This window comes from Streptomyces tirandamycinicus, assembly GCF_003097515.1.
Lineage (GTDB): Bacteria > Actinomycetota > Actinomycetes > Streptomycetales > Streptomycetaceae > Streptomyces > Streptomyces tirandamycinicus.
The window spans coordinates 2,280,120-2,297,500 of record NZ_CP029188.1; the positions used below are offsets into that span (position 1 = coordinate 2,280,120).

Annotated in this window: 12 protein-coding genes and 2 rRNA genes (1 of these 14 only partly in view); 5 read left to right on the top strand and 9 right to left on the bottom strand. The window is 69.5% G+C overall.

Translation table 11 applies throughout. The annotated features are described in order from the left end of the window. Positions 1–6 precede the first annotated feature (6 nt). The 7 genes from DDW44_RS10065 to mtnA all read right to left on the bottom strand — a co-directional run bounded on the left by DDW44_RS10065 (position 7) and on the right by mtnA (position 8,670). Positions 7–753: a response regulator gene (locus tag DDW44_RS10065; RefSeq protein WP_017947916.1), complete on the bottom strand. Its 747-nt coding sequence runs from the start codon at positions 751–753 to the stop codon at positions 7–9. Positions 754–937: 184 nt separating this feature from the next. Next, complete coding sequence (gene hpf / locus DDW44_RS10070; RefSeq protein WP_108906208.1) at positions 938–1,627, bottom strand: ribosome hibernation-promoting factor, HPF/YfiA family; 690 nt, start codon at positions 1,625–1,627, stop codon at positions 938–940. 263 nt (positions 1,628–1,890) lie between these two features. After that, positions 1,891–2,679, bottom strand: a complete 789-nt coding sequence (locus tag DDW44_RS10075; protein WP_212766362.1) for a ComF family protein — start codon at positions 2,677–2,679, stop codon at positions 1,891–1,893. A gap of 234 nt (positions 2,680–2,913) precedes the next feature. Continuing rightward, the gene (locus tag DDW44_RS10080) at positions 2,914–4,752 is read right to left on the bottom strand and encodes an LpqB family beta-propeller domain-containing protein (protein WP_108906209.1); all 1,839 of its coding nucleotides are present in this window, start codon (positions 4,750–4,752) and stop codon (positions 2,914–2,916) included. Continuing rightward, the gene (gene mtrB / locus DDW44_RS10085; RefSeq protein WP_206307342.1) at positions 4,742–6,784 is read right to left on the bottom strand and encodes an MtrAB system histidine kinase MtrB; all 2,043 of its coding nucleotides are present in this window, start codon (positions 6,782–6,784) and stop codon (positions 4,742–4,744) included. The genes DDW44_RS10080 and mtrB overlap by 11 nt, the downstream gene beginning before the upstream one ends. A gap of 1 nt (position 6,785) precedes the next feature. Further along, entirely contained in the window at positions 6,786–7,475 is a 690-nt protein-coding gene (gene mtrA, locus DDW44_RS10090) for a two-component system response regulator MtrA (RefSeq protein WP_199782129.1), read from the bottom strand. Positions 7,476–7,479: 4 nt separating this feature from the next. Continuing rightward, positions 7,480–8,670 (bottom strand): S-methyl-5-thioribose-1-phosphate isomerase, encoded by a 1,191-nt coding sequence (mtnA, locus tag DDW44_RS10095; RefSeq protein ID WP_108906211.1) that lies wholly within the window; start codon positions 8,668–8,670, stop codon positions 7,480–7,482. A 182-nt stretch (positions 8,671–8,852) separates the two neighbouring features. Here mtnA and DDW44_RS10100 point away from each other — a divergent pair, with 182 nt between their 5' ends. Genes DDW44_RS10100 through DDW44_RS10120 form a run of 5 tightly spaced genes read left to right on the top strand, consistent with a single transcriptional unit; the run spans position 8,853 to position 14,274 of the window. Continuing rightward, entirely contained in the window at positions 8,853–10,085 is a 1,233-nt protein-coding gene (locus DDW44_RS10100; RefSeq protein ID WP_206307341.1) for a DUF7847 domain-containing protein, read from the top strand. Positions 10,086–10,089: 4 nt separating this feature from the next. After that, positions 10,090–10,776, top strand: coding sequence for a DUF4129 domain-containing protein (locus tag DDW44_RS10105; RefSeq protein ID WP_108906212.1), 687 nt, complete (start codon positions 10,090–10,092; stop codon positions 10,774–10,776). Next, positions 10,773–11,972, top strand: coding sequence for a DUF4350 domain-containing protein (locus tag DDW44_RS10110; protein ID WP_108906213.1), 1,200 nt, complete (start codon positions 10,773–10,775; stop codon positions 11,970–11,972). The genes DDW44_RS10105 and DDW44_RS10110 overlap by 4 nt, the downstream gene beginning before the upstream one ends. Then, a complete protein-coding gene (locus tag DDW44_RS10115) occupies positions 11,969–12,952 on the top strand; it encodes an AAA family ATPase (RefSeq protein ID WP_108906214.1) in 984 nt (327 codons plus the stop codon). Before DDW44_RS10110 ends, DDW44_RS10115 begins: the two co-directional genes overlap by 4 nt. An 11-nt stretch (positions 12,953–12,963) precedes the next feature. Continuing rightward, complete coding sequence (locus DDW44_RS10120) at positions 12,964–14,274, top strand: DUF58 domain-containing protein (protein WP_108906215.1); 1,311 nt, start codon at positions 12,964–12,966, stop codon at positions 14,272–14,274. Positions 14,275–14,439: 165 nt separating this feature from the next. On the opposite strand, the gene rrf is transcribed toward DDW44_RS10120, so the two are convergent. Both rrf and DDW44_RS10130 read right to left on the bottom strand, forming a co-directional pair. Further along, positions 14,440–14,556, bottom strand: a 5S ribosomal RNA gene (gene rrf, locus DDW44_RS10125). 107 nt (positions 14,557–14,663) lie between these two features. Continuing rightward, positions 14,664–17,381, bottom strand: a 23S ribosomal RNA gene (locus DDW44_RS10130) (it continues 407 nt past the right edge of the window).

Here is a 17,381-nt window from a genome sequence, read left to right on the forward strand (position 1 = left end):
GCCCGGTCAGCGGATCTCGAGGATCTTCTCGCGCATGGCATAGACCACCGCTTCCATCCTGGAGTGCAGCTGGAGCTTCTCCAGGATGTTGCGGACGTGGTTCTTGACCGTGTTCTCGGAGATGAACAACTCCTTGGCGATGTCACGGTTGTTCATGCCGGTCGCCACCAGTTTGAGGACCTCCAGCTCCCGGTCGGTCAGCCGGGGCGCGGGCACCAGACGGCGCTCGTCGGTGCGCTGGATCATCGACTTGAACTCGGTGAGCAGCTTCGACGCCATCGAGGGGCTGATCTGCGACTGCCCGTCGGCCACCGCGCGGATCGCGGTCGCCACCTCGTCGGTGGAGATCTCCTTGAGGAGGTATCCGGTGGCTCCGGCCTTGATCGCCTCGTAGAGGTCCGCCTCCTCGTCGCTGATCGTCAGCATGATGATCTTCGCACTGGGGGCGACCTCCTTGATGGAGGTGCAGGCCTCGATGCCGCCGCGCTTCGGCATGCGAACGTCCATCAGGACGATGTCCGGCAGCAGATCGGCCGCCTTGTCGACGGCCTCCGCGCCGTCCCCGGCCTCACCGACGACCTGGATGTCCTCCTCCTGGGCGAGGACGATCTCCAGCCCGCGGCGGAAGAGGGCGTGGTCGTCCACGACGAGCACCCGGATCGGCTCCTTGCGGCACCCTTCCCGCGTGCCGTCCTCGCCGCCCGTGACTCCGGCGTCTCCCGGCTGGTGCACCGGGCCGAAGCTGTCCGCCATCGTTCCTCCCCCTGAGGCCGTGGCCTGTGTTGGTCTGCGTTGCGCCAACCGCGGTCCACAGCGCACCGGTTGGCTCGGGTCGCCATGATTCCATGCCGGAGCGACGGCGGGGCGATCCTGAGACGGCACAGGGACGCCCCTGGGGGCGCACAGGCGCTCCCAGGGGCACCGCGGAATGACGGGGTCAGCCGCCGAGCGCACCACCGGCGCCGCTCGACTCGCCTCCGGCGAGGGGGTCGGTCCTCAGGTGGATGACGCCGTAGTCGTAGGCGTGCCGCCGGTAGACGACACTGGGCTCCTTGGTCTCGGAGTCGACGAAGAGATAGAAGTCGTGCCCGACCAGCTCCATTTCGTAGAGCGCCTGGTCGAGCGTCATCGGAGCGGCGACGTGGGTCTTCTCCCGGACCACCAGGGGCCCTTCGCCCCGCACCTCGAGCGGGCCCATCCGGGTCGTCGGGATGGTTTCCGGCGATTCATCGGTGACGGGCTCGCCGCTTCCGTTCAACTGGGCGACGCCCGGCACGACATCGGCGACCTCCGCTGCCGACAGCCGTCCGTTGCCCCTGCGCGTGTGGCGCTTGTCGTGCTGCTTGCGCAGCCGAGCCTCCAGCTTCGCCGTGGCCAGGTCGAGCGCTGCGTACGGGTCGCCTGCCGCTGCTTCCGCCCGGATCACCGGGCCGCGTGAAAGAAGTGTGATCTCCACGCGGTCGGAACGGTCGGCCTGCCGCGGGTTGTGCTCCTTGGACACCTCGACGTCGAGGCTGATCACCTTGCCGTCGAGCTTCTGGATCTTGTCCAGCTTCAGCTTCTCGGCCACGTGCTTGCGGAACCGCTCGGGCACCTCGGTCTTGCGGCCCTTGACGACGATGTCCACGCAGAACTCCGTTCCCGGATCACTCCGCCGTTCAGGTGCGGAGCATCTCCCTTTTGCACCAGGCCCCGGTGTGCACCGGAGCCTCGGACTTGGCGACTTTCACCTCCTCCTCCCCCATGGGCAAGATCGCCACCCCACCGATGTCAAAGATCTGGGCTACTTCAGGAACACCTGACCGCAACTCGGCCATGTATTCGATGCAGGAGAGCGTTCACCGGCCCTCACCACCGAACATAGCTCGCCGGGACCCCGGTCGGCACCCGCTACCAGCGCGTACGTCCATTCGTTCCCTTCCCTCTCCCACCACCTGCAACGTCGGAACGGCCCTGCCGGTTCCGGCCGGTCTCCCACGGCAGAGGCGGCGCGGCGATCACGGCGGCACTCGTCCGGGTGAATCCGCGGACATCTCCGGGGCAGGCGGCACGCAGTGCCCTCGCCGCTTCCGCCAGCGACGCTCCCGTGGTCATCACGTCGTCCACCAGCACGGCCGCGTGGGCGTCGAGCGACCGCACGCCCCCCGGGGCCACCTCCAGTGCCCCGGCCATGTTGTCGAGCCGCTCCCGGGCCGTGAGGCCCGACTGGTCGGCCACCCGCCGGCTGTGGCGCAGCACCGGGACGGCTCTGGCGTACGTCCCCGAGCGCCGCAGTGCCAGGGCCGCCGCGACGGCGATCCGCCGTACCGGGTCGTGTCCGCGCGCCCGTACCGACCGCCGCGCCGACGGCACCGGGACGAGCAGCAGCGGCTCCCGACCCCCTCCTCCATGCAGCGACGCGGCGCCCACGGCCCTCGCGAGCGCGGCACCCAGCGGACGGGCCAGTGCCAGCGCGCCACGCTCCTTGTGGGCGAGCAGCACGGACCGCACCGCCCCCTCGTACCGCGCCGCGGCGTACACCACGGGCAGATCCGCGGGCTCGGGGCACGGCCGCGCGCGCGACGGCGGCCCCGCCAGCCCTTCCGCGCACTCCTCGCACAGCGGCGTACGGGCCCGTCCGCAGCCCGCGCACACCGCGGGGAGCACCAGCCCCGAGATCTCGCCCCACCACCACCTCATGGAGGCCACTGTGCACGGACTCGGGCGAACGCGGGCGGACGCGGGCCGAGGCTGTGGACAACCGGAAGCACCTGTGGAAATCCGGGCGCGGAAGGACGGCGCAGCGGGCCCCGCCGAAGGCAGGCCGGAGGCCCGGGCCCGCGGCCCGCCCGGAATCTTCCGGCACCGTGCCCGCCTTCCGGCACATGCCCACCTTCCGGCACCCGGCAGCCGGTACCGGACGAGTCCGGTCCGTCAGCCCGGATACACCGGCCACGTCCCCTTCTCGACCATCGTCTGCCAGTTCGCGTTCGGCATCAGCCGCACCAGCCCGTCGTCCGACACCGCCACCAGGAGCTGCTCCTCGTCCTCCGTGGCCGCCACCGCCGACACCTTGTTCAGGCCGGGAAGGCCGCCCGCCGGTGTGAGGGAGCCGTCCGTCTGGACATAGCGCACCTGCTGCACACCGCCGGTCTCCTTGCCGACCACCACGAGACGGCTCGGTCCTGCCCAGGACAGCGCGGTCACCGTCTCCAGGCGCGGCGCCGCCGCCCGAAGCTCCACCACGGACACGGTCGTCCTGCCTTCGGCGTCCGTGTGGCGCTCCACCCGCCCGATCTCCAGAGTGCTCTTGCCGTCCTTGGACAGCAGCAGCGCCATCCGCACGCCGTCGGCGGAGACCCGCAGCGACTCGATCCGCGCACCGTCGAGACCCTCGACGTCGACCGCCTGCGCCGGGCCCTTGCCGCCCGCGAAGCGCAGCAGCCGGGGGTCGGCGGGGTTGCGGTCCGCGACCCAGAGGTCGTTCCGGTCCCAGCTCGGCGCCGAGAACCGGTCGGCGGCCCGGGGAGCTCCGCTCTGCGCCAGCGGCGCGGCCAGGGGCTCGTCCGAGACGATCGACGCCGCGTACAGGGACCTGCCGTCCTGCGAGACCGCGGCGGCCCGGTGCATACCCCGCGCGACGGCGACCGTGCCGATCTTCACCTGGCCGTCGCCGAACGGTCCGCGCACCTCGGTCTCGTCGACGGTCTTCGGCTTCGTCCCCACCACGGCCATCCGGTGGTCGCTGTCGACGAAGTACACGTTGGAGCCGGGCGACACCCTCTCCAGGGCGTACGCGTCCGCCTGGTCGGCGGTGAGCACGCACAGCGGGGAGCCGTCGGCCCGCTGGAGCTTCACCTGCTCGACCCGGGGCGCCGCCAGCTCGCGCAGCGTGAGCAGCATCTGCGTCGCCATCCGCTTGCACGGCGTCCCGCCGACGTTCGACGCCTTGTCGTTGAGCGGCACCCGCAGCTCACCCTGGTCGTCGGGGGTCAGGGAGGTGGTCCCCTTCCGCAGCCCGGCGCCCGCGGGGAACGGTGCGTCCACCACCGGCGTCAGCCAGTCCGCGGGGCCCTCGAACAGCGCCGAGAGCGCCTGGGCGACCGGATCCATCCGGGTCATCGGATCCTGCCGCTGCCGGATGTACACCGGATCCGCGACCACCGTGTTCTGCCCCGCCACCCAGTAGTACTTGTTGACGGACAGGTGGTTGCGCAGGAAGTCGCTCTCGCCGAGCACGAGTCCCTGGGGTGCCGCGTCGATGCGCCACTCCTTGCCCTTGCCGTCCGGCGTGTTCTGCCGGACCAGCCGCAGGGCGCCGCCGTACTGCGCGGGCACGACCGACTTGTACTCGTGCCGGTCGACCGTCGCGATCAGCTCGCCGGACAGCGCGTAGCTCAGCTCGTCGCCCTCCTCGCCGCCTGGCGGGGCGGCCGACTCGGGAGCCTCGGTCAGCACGGTCGTGAGCGACTCGGGCCGCCACTTCTTGGTCCACTGCTTGGTGAGGTACTTCCGGGCCGTCGCATAGCTCGGATCGTCGCTGGTCATGGCCTCCAGGAAGCCATCGACGATCTCCTGCGGCCGGGCCCCGTCACGGGGCGGGACGGCGTACACCCGCACCTGCGAGTCCGCCCCCTTGGTGGCCCTCACCTGCTCCACATCGCCGCTGTCCGGCATCGACGCGCACCCGGCCAGCACGAATGCGGCGCAGACGAGCAGCGCCACGGCCCGTGTGGCGCGTCCCTGGCCGTACCGACGCCCCTCAGCGCCCACGAGTGGTGTCCTCCCGCTCCGAAACCAGTCCCGGGACGGATTCGGCCGTCCCGCCCTCCCCCTGCCGCTGCGACGCCGGGCGGGCCACCACACGGGCGCCGCTGCCGGGCAGCGCCGCCGGGTCCACCGCCGCCGACGGCGGGGTGTGCGGCGGCACCGCGGACCGGCCCGGTATCGCCAGACCGGGCCGCTGCCCGCCGGCCTGCGACGGCACCGTCGACAGCCGCAGCGCGCGGTCGTTCGCCGCGTCGGCGGCGGCGCGCTCGCGCGCACGCCGGGAGTCCTCCGGCTCCAGCGGTATCGGCGATCCCCGCAGCGGCTCGTCCGCCGTACGCGGCAGGGTCAGCCGGAACTGCGAGCCGCCGCCCGGCTCTCCCCACGCCTGCAGCCAGCCGCCGTGGAGCCGCGCGTCCTCCACCGCGATGGACAGGCCGAGCCCCGTGCCGCCCGTGGTGCGCGCCCGTGCCGGATCGGCCCGCCAGAAGCGGTTGAACACCCGGGTCGCCTCGCCGGGCTTCAGCCCGACCCCGTAGTCGCGCACGGCCACGGCGACCGCGCCGCCCGCGGACGCCATCCGCACCACCACGTCGCGGCCCTCTCCGTGCTCCACCGCGTTCACGACGAGGTTGCGCAGCACCCGCTCGATCCGCCGGGCGTCGGCCTCGGCCACCACCGGCTGCTCGTCACCGACGACCCTGATCCGGCTGCCCTTGCGCTCCGCCAGCGGCTCGGCGCCGCCGATCACCCGGTGCACCACCTCGCGCAGGTCTATCGCCTCCGCCTCGAGAGCCGCGGCGCCCGCGTCGAACCTGCTGATCTCCAGCAGGTCGGCCAGCAGCGACTCGAACCGGTCCAGCTGGTCGGCCAGCAGCTCCGCGGAGCGTGCCGTCGCCGGGTCGAAGTCACTCCGTGCCTCGTGGATGAGGTCCGCGGCCATCCGCACCGTCGTCAGCGGCGTCCGCAGCTCGTGCGACACGTCGGAGACGAAGCGGCGCTGCATCCGCGACAGCTCCTCCAGCTGCTGGATCTTGTGCTGCAGGTTCTGCGCCATCTTGTTGAACGCCTCGCCGAGCCGGGCGATGTCGTCCTCGCCGGTGACCTTCATGCGCTCCTGGAGCCGCCCGGCGGACAGGCGCTCGGCGATGCCCGCGGCCATCCGGACGGGCGTCACCACCTGCCGCACCACCAGCCACGCGATGGCCCCGAGCAGGACGACCACGAACAGGCCCGCCGTCGCCAGCGTGCCCTTGACCAGGCTCAGCGACTCCTCCTCCTGCGTCAGGGGGAAGAAGTAGTACAGCTCGTACGAGTAGCCCGCGACGTCGTTGAGCCGCTTGCCGACGACCAGACCGGCCTCGGGCTCCTTGGGAACCGAGTACTTGATCTTGACGTATGTCTGGAACGTGCCCGTCCCCTGCGCGACCGAGCTGCGCAGCGCCTGGGGAACGCTGGTCACGTCCACGTCCCCGGAGGCCCGCGGGGCCCGGCTCATCCCCGCGTCGTCGGAGTCCGGGCTCAGCGCCACCACGTGGTACGCACCCTGACCACCACTGGCGAGCTGCTTCACCAGCTCGGACCGCCAGTTCACGGAGCCGCGGCTGGGCCTGCCGTCCGTGGCGTCACCGTCCTGGCCGTCGAGGGCGGAAACCCCGCTCGCCTTCTCCTGCGCGGCCGCGAAACCACCCGCGGCCTGGCTCAGAGCGGCCTGCTCCTTGGCGTCCAGCAGACCGTTGCGGACCTGGCCGATGACCACGAGACCGAGCAGCAGCACCACGCCCAGGGACATCAGCAGGGTGCCGGCGACCACGCGCAGCTGGATGTTGCGCCGCCACAGCCGAACGGCCGGCAGCAGCGGACGCCTGATCCAGCGCACGACGAGCCGGAGCACCGGCCCGCCCGGCGCCCCGTCCGGCAGCAGCCGCCCGCCGGGGAGCAGGCGGCCGAGACGTGCGGACCCGTGCCCGGGCCCGGCAGCCCGCCCCGTACGGACTCCCGGCCCCCCGGGTTTCGGAGCAGCGCTGCCCACGGTCATGTCAGCTCGGTCCCGCCTTGTAACCGACACCGCGGACGGTCACGACGATCTCCGGCCGCTCCGGGTCCTTCTCGACCTTGGAGCGCAGCCGCTGGACATGCACGTTCACCAGCCGGGTGTCCGCCGCGTGCCGGTAGCCCCACACCTGCTCGAGCAGCACCTCGCGGGTGAACACCTGCCACGGCTTGCGGGCGAGCGCCACCAGCAGATCGAACTCGAGCGGAGTGAGCGCGATCGACTGGCCGTCGCGCTTCACGGAGTGCCCGGCCACGTCGATCACCAGGTCCCCGATCGCGAGCTGCTCCGGCGCGGGCTCCTCGGACCTCCGCAGCCGCGCCCGGATGCGGGCGACCAGCTCCTTGGGCTTGAACGGCTTCACGATGTAGTCGTCGGCTCCGGACTCCAGCCCGACCACCACGTCGACGGTGTCGCTCTTGGCCGTGAGCATCACGATCGGCACACCCGACTCCGCACGGATGAGCCGGCACACCTCGATGCCGTCCCGGCCGGGCAGCATGAGATCAAGCAGCACCAGGTCCGGCTTGCTCTCCCGGAAGGCGGCGAGCGCCTTGTCGCCGTCCGCTACGAACGACGGCTCGAACCCTTCACCACGAAGCACGATGCCGAGCATCTCGGCCAGTGCGGTGTCGTCGTCGACGACAAGGACGCGTCCCTTCATAATCGACATCATCCCATTAGCTAATCGTTACCTGGCGTGACCTGGCACACAGCTCGGCGATCCCGGCCCCGGTGACCGGGGAGACGACCCCCTCTTCCGTGACGACGGCGGTCACGAGTTCCGGCGGCGTCACATCGAACGCGGGGTTGTAGGCCCGCGTTCCCACGGGTGCGACCAGCGCCGCCGGGACGCCGGAGGCGGCCTCGGGCGCGCGCGGCACGGGCATCGCCGTGACACCGGTCACCGTCGCCGGAGCGAGCGGCGCCGACAGCTCCGTCACCTCCCGTCCGGACCGCTGCTCCACCTCTATCGACGCGCCGTCGCGCGTCGCAGGATCCACGGTCGTGGTCGGCGCCACCACGATGAACGGCACATGGTGGTAGCGGGCGAGCACGGCGAGCGGATAGCTGCCCACCTTGTTCGCCACAGAGCCGTCGGCCGCGATCCGGTCGGCACCGATCAGCACGGCGTCGACCTCTCCCGCCGCGAACAGCGATCCGGCCGCGTTGTCGGTGAGCAGGGTGTGCGCCATCCCGTTGCGGGCCGCCTCGTACGCGGTCAGCCGCGCGCCCTGCAGCAGCGGCCGGGTCTCGTCCACCCACAGATGGCGGAGCCGGCCCACCCGGTGGGCGGCGAGCGCCACGGCGAACGCCGTACCCTCCCCGCCCGAGATCAGCCGCCCGGTGTTGCAGTGGGTGAGGATCCGGTGACTGCCGCCGGGCAGCAGCTCGTCGAGCAGCGCGAGCCCGTGCCGTGCCATCCGCTCGCTCGCCTCGGCGTCCTCGCGGTGCAGCCGGCGTGCCTCGGCCAGCACGGCGGCGGCCGCCTGCCGCACGTCCGCGCCCTTGACGACCGCCGACTTGTACGCCTCCGCGGCCCGCCGCACCCCGTAACCGAGATTCACGGCGGTGGGCCGCGCTCCCTCCAGCAGCGACGCCGCCTCGGCGACGTCGTATCCCCGCGCCGCGGCCAGCGCGACCCCGTAGGCCCCGGCGATCCCGAGCACCGGCGCACCGCGCACGGCGAGCGACCGGATCGCTTCGACCAGTGCCGGAACGTCGGTGCACACCAGCTCGGCCTCTTCGGCGGGCAGTCTGCGCTGGTCCAGCAGGACCACCACCGGACCTTCCGGAGGCTCGTCCCAGCGGAGCGGGCCGGGCCGGGAGGGCTGTTCGCCGTCTGGAGTTCGTGCGTACTGATCAGCCATCCGCCCAGTCTGCCCGTCGGCGCCCGCACAATGAAGGTGAGAACGAGATCCACCGCCCGGCCCACCGCCGGCCAGCGCGTGGCACGATGGCAGCCAGCCGCCCGCCCCGACGTGCGGACAGGCACCCTGATCCAGCCGGCTCGCCGAGCCGGCCACGCGACACATCCACGAGGTGGACGACCGTGAACGACACTCCGGGCTGGGCTTCGCCCGGATCCTCCCCGTCCGACGACCGGGATGCCGGAACTCCCGGTCCCGCAGGCACTCCCGAGACCCCCTCGAAGTGGTCCAAGGAGCAGCCGCCCGCCGGCCGGTGGGCGCCGCCGACCGGCCCGGGCGGCAGCCCCGTGCCCCCGCAGGGCGGCGGACCGGGCTGGGGTGGTGGCCCCGGCTGGGCCGGCGGACCCCAGCGAGGCGGCTGGGGCCAGCCGCCCGCGGCGAAGCCCGGAGTGATCCCGCTGCGCCCGCTCGGAGTCGGCGAGATCCTGGACGGGGCAGTGTCGACACTGCGCACCCACTGGCGCACCGTCCTGGGCATCACGGTCACCGTCTCGGTCATCACCCAGATCCTCGACGTCCTCGTACGGCGCTATCTCGTCCCGCAACCGCCCGAGGTGGACCCGAACGCCACTCCAGAAGAGGTGCTCGACCAGCTCGGCGACCAGCTCAACGCGACGCTCGTGGGCACGGCACCGGTCACGGCGATCGCCCTGATCGGCACGCTCTTCACCACCGCGCTGCTGACCGTGGTCGTCAGCCGCTCGGTGCTGGGCCGCGAGGTCACACTGGCCGACGCGTGGCGTGAGGCCCGGCCGCGACTGCCCCAACTCCTCGGCCTCATCGTGCTGCTGCTGCTGATCGCCGCAGCCGTGCTCGTGGTCGCTGTGCTGCCCGGGCTGCTCCTCGGCTCCGCGGGCGGCGCCGTCCTCGCCGTCCTCGGCGGGATCGCCGGCGCGGTCGTCACCCTGTGGCTGATGGTCCGGTTCGCCCTCGCCTCGCCCGCCCTCATGCTGGAACGGCAGGGCGTCATCCAGTCGATGCGCCGCTCGGCGAAGCTGGTGCGCGGAGCCTGGTGGCGGGTCTTCGGCATCCTGCTGCTCACGATGCTGCTGATCTTCATCGTCTCCCTGATCATCGCCATTCCCTTCGGCCTGATCGCCTTCGCCGTCGACGGCGAAGGACTCAGCGGGATGTTCTCCGGCGGCACACCCGACTTCGGCTGGCCGTTCCTGATCATCACCGGCATCGGAGCGGTGATCGCCTCGGCCATCACCTATCCGATCTCGGCGGGTGTCACCGTGCTCCTCTACGTGGACCAGCGCATCCGCCGCGAGGCCCTCGATCTCGAACTGGCCAGGGCGGCGGGCGTCAACGGCCACGGAACCGCTCCGGGCGACGACACCCCCAGGAGCTGATGCGGTGTCCTTCCCGGGGGGAGCGACCGGAGCACGGCCGCCGATCCACGCCGATGACCAGGTGCCCGTGGACATCCCTCGCGTCCCCGCGAGGGAGGCGGCCGAACGCGAGCTGTCGAAGCCGATGTACCACGAGAACGACCCCAACCTGCTCGAACGCGCCCTCGACCGCTTCTGGGAGTGGCTCGCCGGCGTCCTGGACGCCGCGGCGGGAGCCTCTCCCGGCGGCCCGCTCGGGCTCGTTGTCATCGCCCTGGTCGTCGTCGCGCTGGCCGCGGCGCTGTGGTGGCGGCTGGGCACCCCGCACCGCACCGCCGTCGCGGGGGACGCGCTGTTCGACGACCGCCCCCTCAGCGCCGCCGAGCACCGGACGACCGCCGAGGCCCACGCCGCCGCCGGACGATGGAACCAGGCGGTCCAGGAACGGATGCGCGCCATCGTCCGGTCCCTGGAGGAACGCGCCCTGCTCGAGCCCCGCCCCGGCCGCACCGCCGACGAAGCCGCCGCGGAGGCCGGACGCCCCCTGCCCGCCCACGCCGAAGCGCTGCGCTCGGCCGCCCGTACCTTCGACGACGTCACATACGGCGGGCGCACCGCCGACCAGCAGGCGTACACGCGTCTGCGGGACCTCGACACCGAACTGGGTCGTGCCAAGCCCGATCTGACCACGGCGCAGGGAGCCATCGGATGACCGGGACCGCGTCCGGCACCACCGCGGTGTCTCCCACCTCCCACCAGGTCTGGACCCGCAGCCGGGGAATCCTGCTCGTGCTCGTGATCCTCGTCGTGGCCGGCTTCGTCATCGCGGTCATCCGCTCCGGCGGCGGACACGGCCGCCTCGACCCCCGCTCCACCGACCCGTCCGGCAGCCGCGCGGTGGCCGAACTGCTCAAGGACCGGGGGGTCACCACCCGCGTGGTGACCACACTCGACGAGGCCGTCACCGCCACCGGCCCCGACAGCACCCTGCTGGTCGCCGGGCCGGATCTGCTGACCAGCCGTCAACAGGCAGTCCTGCGCGCAGCCATGGCCTCCTCCGGCGGCCGCACCGTCCTCGTCGCCCCGGGCCGGAGCTCCGTGGGCGCCCTCGTCCCCGGGGCCTCGGCCGACACACCGGCCCCGGTCTCCGCACGTGAGCCGCAGTGCGCCTTCCCGGCGGCCCGGCGCGCCGGGAGCGCCGACCTCGGCGGCTGGCGCTACACCATCGACAGCGCCCTCGGCAGCGACTCCTGCTACCTCGTCGACGGCCTGCCCACCCTGCTCCGGATCGACGACGCGGGCACGGGTGACACCGTCCTCCTCGGCGCCCCCGACATCCTCTACAACGAACGACTCGACGACCAGGGCAACGCGTCGCTCGCCCTCCAACTGCTGGGTTCCCGCCCACATCTGGTCTGGTACCTGCCTTCCCTCTCCGATGGATCGGCTGACGGCGAGGCCCGCGGGGAGGGCGAGACCGGTATCGGCCGGCTCATCCCCTCCGGCTGGCTCTGGGGCACCCTCCAACTCGCCGTCGCCGCCGTGCTCGCCGCCGTCTGGCGGGCGCGTCGGCTGGGTCCGCTCGTCAGCGAACGACTGCCCGTCGCCGTTCGCGCCTCCGAGTCCAGCGAGGGCCGGGCCCGCCTCTACCGCAGGGCGAACGCCCGCGACCACGCCGCCTCCGTCCTCCGCCAGGCCGCACGGTCCCGGCTCGCCCCCCTCCTGGGCGTCACCCTCGCGGACGCCCACTCCCCTGAGGCCCTGCTTCCGGCCGTCTCGGCCCATCTGCGCGACGGCGACCGCGATCTCCGGACTCTGCTCTTCGGACCGGCCCCTGCCGACGACGCCGCACTCATCCGCCTGGCTGACCAACTGGACGCCCTAGAACGAGAGGTACGCACTTCATGAGCGCCCCGACCCCCGAGACCGCCGAGAACTCGGACGGCGCACGCGCCTCGCTGGAGGCCCTGCGCACCGAGATCGCGAAGGCCGTGGTCGGCCAGGACTCCACCGTCACCGGACTGGTCGTAGCCCTGCTCTGCCGTGGACACGTCCTCCTCGAGGGAGTCCCCGGTGTCGCCAAGACACTCCTCGTACGGGCCTTGGCCGCGTCCCTCGAACTGGACACCAAGCGGGTCCAGTTCACCCCGGACCTCATGCCCAGTGATGTCACCGGCTCCCTGGTCTACGATGCCCGGACCACGGAGTTCTCCTTCCAGCCGGGACCCGTCTTCACCAATCTCCTACTGGCCGACGAAATCAACAGGACGCCGCCGAAGACCCAGTCGTCGCTTCTGGAGGCCATGGAGGAGCGCCAGGTCACCGTCGACGGCACACCCCGCCTTCTCCCCGATCCGTTCCTGGTCGCCGCGACTCAGAACCCGGTCGAGTACGAAGGCACCTACCCTCTGCCCGAGGCGCAGCTCGACCGTTTCCTGCTCAAGCTGACCGTGTCGCTGCCGTCGCGCGACGACGAGATCAACGTGCTCGCCAGGCACGCCGAAGGCTTCAACCCGCGCGACCTGCGGGCCGCCGGCCTTCGCCCCGTCGCCACGCCCGCCGACCTGGAAGCCGCCCGAACGGCCGTCGCCGGCACCTCGGTCTCCACCGAGATCGCGGGCTATGTCGTCGATATCTGCCGTGCCACCCGTGATTCCCCCTCACTCACTCTCGGCGTCTCCCCTCGAGGCGCCACCGCGCTGCTCTCCACCGCGCGGGCCTGGGCCTGGCTCACCGGACGTGACTACGTCATCCCCGACGATGTGAAGGCCCTTGCCCTACCCACTCTCCGCCACCGCATCCAGCTTCGGCCCGAGGCCGAAATGGAAGGTGTCACCGCCGACTCCGTCATCACCGCGATCCTCGCCCACGTCCCCGTCCCCCGCTGAGGCAGGACGTCATGGCCCTCACCGGACGAGCGGCACTCCTCGCCGCCCTCGGCTCCCTCCCCGTCGGAATCCTCGAACCCAGCTGGACGGGGATCCTCGCCGTCAATGCATCACTCTCAGTAGCAATTGTGTGCGACTACGCCCTGGCCGCACCAGTCCGTACCCTCCGGTTCACCCGAACCGGTGATACCTCGGTTCGGCTCGGTGAGAGTGCGAAAGTGCAGCTCACGGTCACCAACGGGTCCTCCCGGAGGCTGCGCGCCCGTCTACGGGACGCTTGGCCTCCGAGCAGCTGGCTCCCCGGAACGGACCAAGTCGGCTCACGACACACGGTGACTGTTCCCGTGGGCGAGCGCCGCCGTCTCACGACGGTCCTCCGCCCCACCCGTCGCGGTGACCGCCACGCGGAGCTCGTCACGGTCCGCTCCTACGGACCGCTCGGCCTGGCAGCCCGTCAGGGAAACCATCGGGTTCCCTGGACCGTCCGCGTACTGCCGCCCTTCACGAGCCGCAAGCACCTGCCGTCCCGGCTGGCCCGCCTACGTGAACTCGACGGCAGGACCAGCGTCCTGACCCGCGGAGAGGGCACCGAGTTCGACAGTCTCCGAGACTACGTTCCGGGAGATGACACCCGCTCCATCGACTGGCGTGCCACCGCGCGGCGGACAACGGTCGCGGTGCGTACCTGGCGGCCGGAACGGGACCGTCACATCATGATCGTGCTGGACACCGGCCGCACCGCGGCCGGACGAGTGGGGGACGTCCCGCGTCTGGACGCGTCCATGGACGCCGCTCTGCTCCTCGCCGCGCTGGCCACTCGCGCCGGTGACCGTGTGGACCTCCTCGCCTACGACCGCCGCATCCGTGCCCAGGTACAGGGCAGAGCGGCCGGGGAGATCCTCCCGGCCATGGTCGGCGCCATGGCTCCTCTCGAACCGGAGTTGGTGGAAACGGACGCCCCTGGCCTGAGTGCGGCAACGCTCAAGCACGCTCCCCGGCGAGCCCTCGTGGTGCTGCTGACCAGCCTGGACGCCGCCCCCGTCGAGGAGGGTCTCCTGCCGGTGCTGCCGCAGCTCACCCGCCGCCATCCGGTGATGGTCGCCTCGGTAGCGGACCCCCATATCGAGCGGATGGCGGGCGGACGCGGGAGCCTGGACGCGGTGTACGAGGCCGCGGCCGGCGCGCAGGCACAGCTCCAGCGCCGCCGCACGGCGGAGCAACTCCAACGTCATGGGGTGACCGTCGTGGACGCCACTCCGGAGAACCTCGCGCCGGCTGTGGCGGACGCCTACCTGGCGCTCAAGGCCCAGGGACGACTGTGACGGACGTCCGGGCGAGCTGATGTGGGACCGAGTAGTCGCTCGGGCCATCGAGTTCGAAACCGTACTCGAGGACTGCGGGTCGGCGTCTGCGACGGGTGGCCGGTAGCCCGCCTCTGGAACGCGGAAAGCCCCGGACCATACGGTCCGGGGCTTTCCCCAATGATTGTTCGGCGGCGTCCTACTCTCCCACAGGGTCCCCCCTGCAGTACCATCGGCGCTGAAAGGCTTAGCTTCCGGGTTCGGAATGTAACCGGGCGTTTCCCTAACGCTATGACCACCGAAACTCTATGAAACTGTCGAACCAGCCGACCAGCACCCCACCACGAACGGTGGTATGCGGTCTCGGCATGTTCGCAACTTCAGAACAAACACAGTGGACGCGAGCAACTGAGGACAAGCCCTCGGCCTATTAGTACCGGTCAACTCCACCAGTCACCTGGCTTCCATATCCGGCCTATCAACCCAGTCGTCTACTGGGAGCCTTACCCCATCAAGTGGGTGGGAGTCCTCATCTCGAAGCAGGCTTCCCGCTTAGATGCTTTCAGCGGTTATCCCTCCCGAACGTAGCCAACCAGCCATGCCCTTGGCAGGACAACTGGCACACCAGAGGTTCGTCCGTCCCGGTCCTCTCGTACTAGGGACAGCCCTTCTCAAGACTCCTACGCGCACAGCGGATAGGGACCGAACTGTCTCACGACGTTCTAAACCCAGCTCGCGTACCGCTTTAATGGGCGAACAGCCCAACCCTTGGGACCGACTCCAGCCCCAGGATGCGACGAGCCGACATCGAGGTGCCAAACCATCCCGTCGATATGGACTCTTGGGGAAGATCAGCCTGTTATCCCCGGGGTACCTTTTATCCGTTGAGCGACGGCGCTTCCACAAGCCACCGCCGGATCACTAGTCCCGACTTTCGTCCCTGCTCGACCCGTCGGTCTCACAGTCAAGCTCCCTTGTGCACTTACACTCAACACCTGATTGCCAACCAGGCTGAGGGAACCTTTGGGCGCCTCCGTTACCCTTTAGGAGGCAACCGCCCCAGTTAAACTACCCATCAGACACTGTCCCTGATCCGGATCACGGACCCAGGTTAGACATCCAGCACGACCAGAGTGGTATTTCAACGACGACTCCACCTGAACTGGCGTCCAAGCTTCACAGTCTCCCACCTATCCTACACAAGCCGAACCGAACACCAATATCAAACTGTAGTAAAGGTCCCGGGGTCTTTCCGTCCTGCTGCGCGAAACGAGCATCTTTACTCGTAGTGCAATTTCACCGGGCCTATGGTTGAGACAGTCGAGAAGTCGTTACGCCATTCGTGCAGGTCGGAACTTACCCGACAAGGAATTTCGCTACCTTAGGATGGTTATAGTTACCACCGCCGTTTACTGGCGCTTAAGTTCTCAGCTTCGCCCCACCGAAATGGAGCTAACCGGTCCCCTTAACGTTCCAGCACCGGGCAGGCGTCAGTCCGTATACATCGCCTTACGGCTTCGCACGGACCTGTGTTTTTAGTAAACAGTCGCTTCTCGCTGGTCTCTGCGGCCACCCCCAGCTCAGAGTGCAAGACTCATCACCAGGCGTGGCCCCCCTTCTCCCGAAGTTACGGGGGCATTTTGCCGAGTTCCTTAACCATAGTTCACCCGAACGCCTCGGTATTCTCTACCTGACCACCTGAGTCGGTTTAGGGTACGGGCCGCCATGAAACTCGCTAGAGGCTTTTCTCGACAGCATAGGATCATCCACTTCACCACAATCGGCTCGGCATCAGGTCTCACCCACATGAGAGACGGATTTGCCTATCTCTCGGGCTACACCCTTACCCCGGGACAACCACCGCCCGGGCTGGACTACCTTCCTGCGTCACCCCATCGCTTACCTACTACCACCTCGGGTCAGCGGCTCCACCACTCCGACCTCGTCCGAAGACTCAGCCGGCGGCTTCACGGCCTTAGCATTAATGGGCTCGATACTGGGCGTTTCAAAGCGGGTACCGGAATATCAACCGGTTGTCCATCGACTACGCCTGTCGGCCTCGCCTTAGGTCCCGACTTACCCTGGGCAGATCAGCTTGACCCAGGAACCCTTAGTCAATCGGCGCACACGTTTCCCACGTGTGTATCGCTACTCATGCCTGCATTCTCACTCGTGAACCGTCCACAACTCGCTTCCACGGCTGCTTCACCCGGCACACGACGCTCCCCTACCCATCACAGCACCCGTTAGGGCTACCTGCTGCAATGACACGACTTCGGCGGTACGCTTGAGCCCCGCTACATTGTCGGCGCGGAATCACTTGACCAGTGAGCTATTACGCACTCTTTCAAGGGTGGCTGCTTCTAAGCCAACCTCCTGGTTGTCTCTGCGACTCCACATCCTTTCCCACTTAGCGTACGCTTAGGGGCCTTAGTCGATGCTCTGGGCTGTTTCCCTCTCGACCATGGAGCTTATCCCCCACAGTCTCACTGCCGCGCTCTCACTTACCGGCATTCGGAGTTTGGCTAAGGTCAGTAACCCGGTAGGGCCCATCGCCTATCCAGTGCTCTACCTCCGGCAAGAAACACACGACGCTGCACCTAAATGCATTTCGGGGAGAACCAGCTATCACGGAGTTTGATTGGCCTTTCACCCCTAACCACAGGTCATCCCCCAGGTTTTCAACCCTGGTGGGTTCGGTCCTCCACGAAGTCTTACCTCCGCTTCAACCTGCCCATGGCTAGATCACTCCGCTTCGGGTCTAGAGCGTGCAACTCAAACGCCCTCTTCGGACTCGCTTTCGCTACGGCTTCCCCACACGGGTTAACCTCGCTACACACCGCTAACTCGCAGGCTCATTCTTCAAAAGGCACGCAGTCACGAGACGCACCCCAAAGGACACGTCCGACGCTCCCACGGCTTGTAGGCACACGGTTTCAGGTACTATTTCACTCCGCTCCCGCGGTACTTTTCACCATTCCCTCACGGTACTATCCGCTATCGGTCACCAGGGAATATTTAGGCTTAGCGGGTGGTCCCGCCAGATTCACACGGGATTTCTCGGGCCCCGTGCTACTTGGGAATAACTCAAACGAGCCGCTAACGTTTCAGCTACGGGGGTCTTACCC

What these genes read in the sequence shown, in the direction of transcription:
- DDW44_RS10075 (WP_212766362.1), bottom strand. Translation starts at nt 2,679, where the DNA reads ATGAGGTGGTGGTGGGGCGAGATCTCGGGGCTGGTGCTCCCCGCGGTG.
- mtrA (WP_199782129.1), bottom strand. Translation starts at nt 7,475, where the DNA reads ATGATGTCGATTATGAAGGGACGCGTCCTTGTCGTCGACGACGACACC.
- DDW44_RS10065 (WP_017947916.1), bottom strand. Translation starts at nt 753, where the DNA reads ATGGCGGACAGCTTCGGCCCGGTGCACCAGCCGGGAGACGCCGGAGTC.
- mtnA (WP_108906211.1), bottom strand. Translation starts at nt 8,670, where the DNA reads ATGGCTGATCAGTACGCACGAACTCCAGACGGCGAACAGCCCTCCCGG.
- mtrB (WP_206307342.1), bottom strand. Translation starts at nt 6,784, where the DNA reads ATGACCGTGGGCAGCGCTGCTCCGAAACCCGGGGGGCCGGGAGTCCGT.
- DDW44_RS10110 (WP_108906213.1), top strand. Translation starts at nt 10,773, where the DNA reads ATGACCGGGACCGCGTCCGGCACCACCGCGGTGTCTCCCACCTCCCAC.
- DDW44_RS10120 (WP_108906215.1), top strand. Translation starts at nt 12,964, where the DNA reads ATGGCCCTCACCGGACGAGCGGCACTCCTCGCCGCCCTCGGCTCCCTC.
- DDW44_RS10115 (WP_108906214.1), top strand. Translation starts at nt 11,969, where the DNA reads ATGAGCGCCCCGACCCCCGAGACCGCCGAGAACTCGGACGGCGCACGC.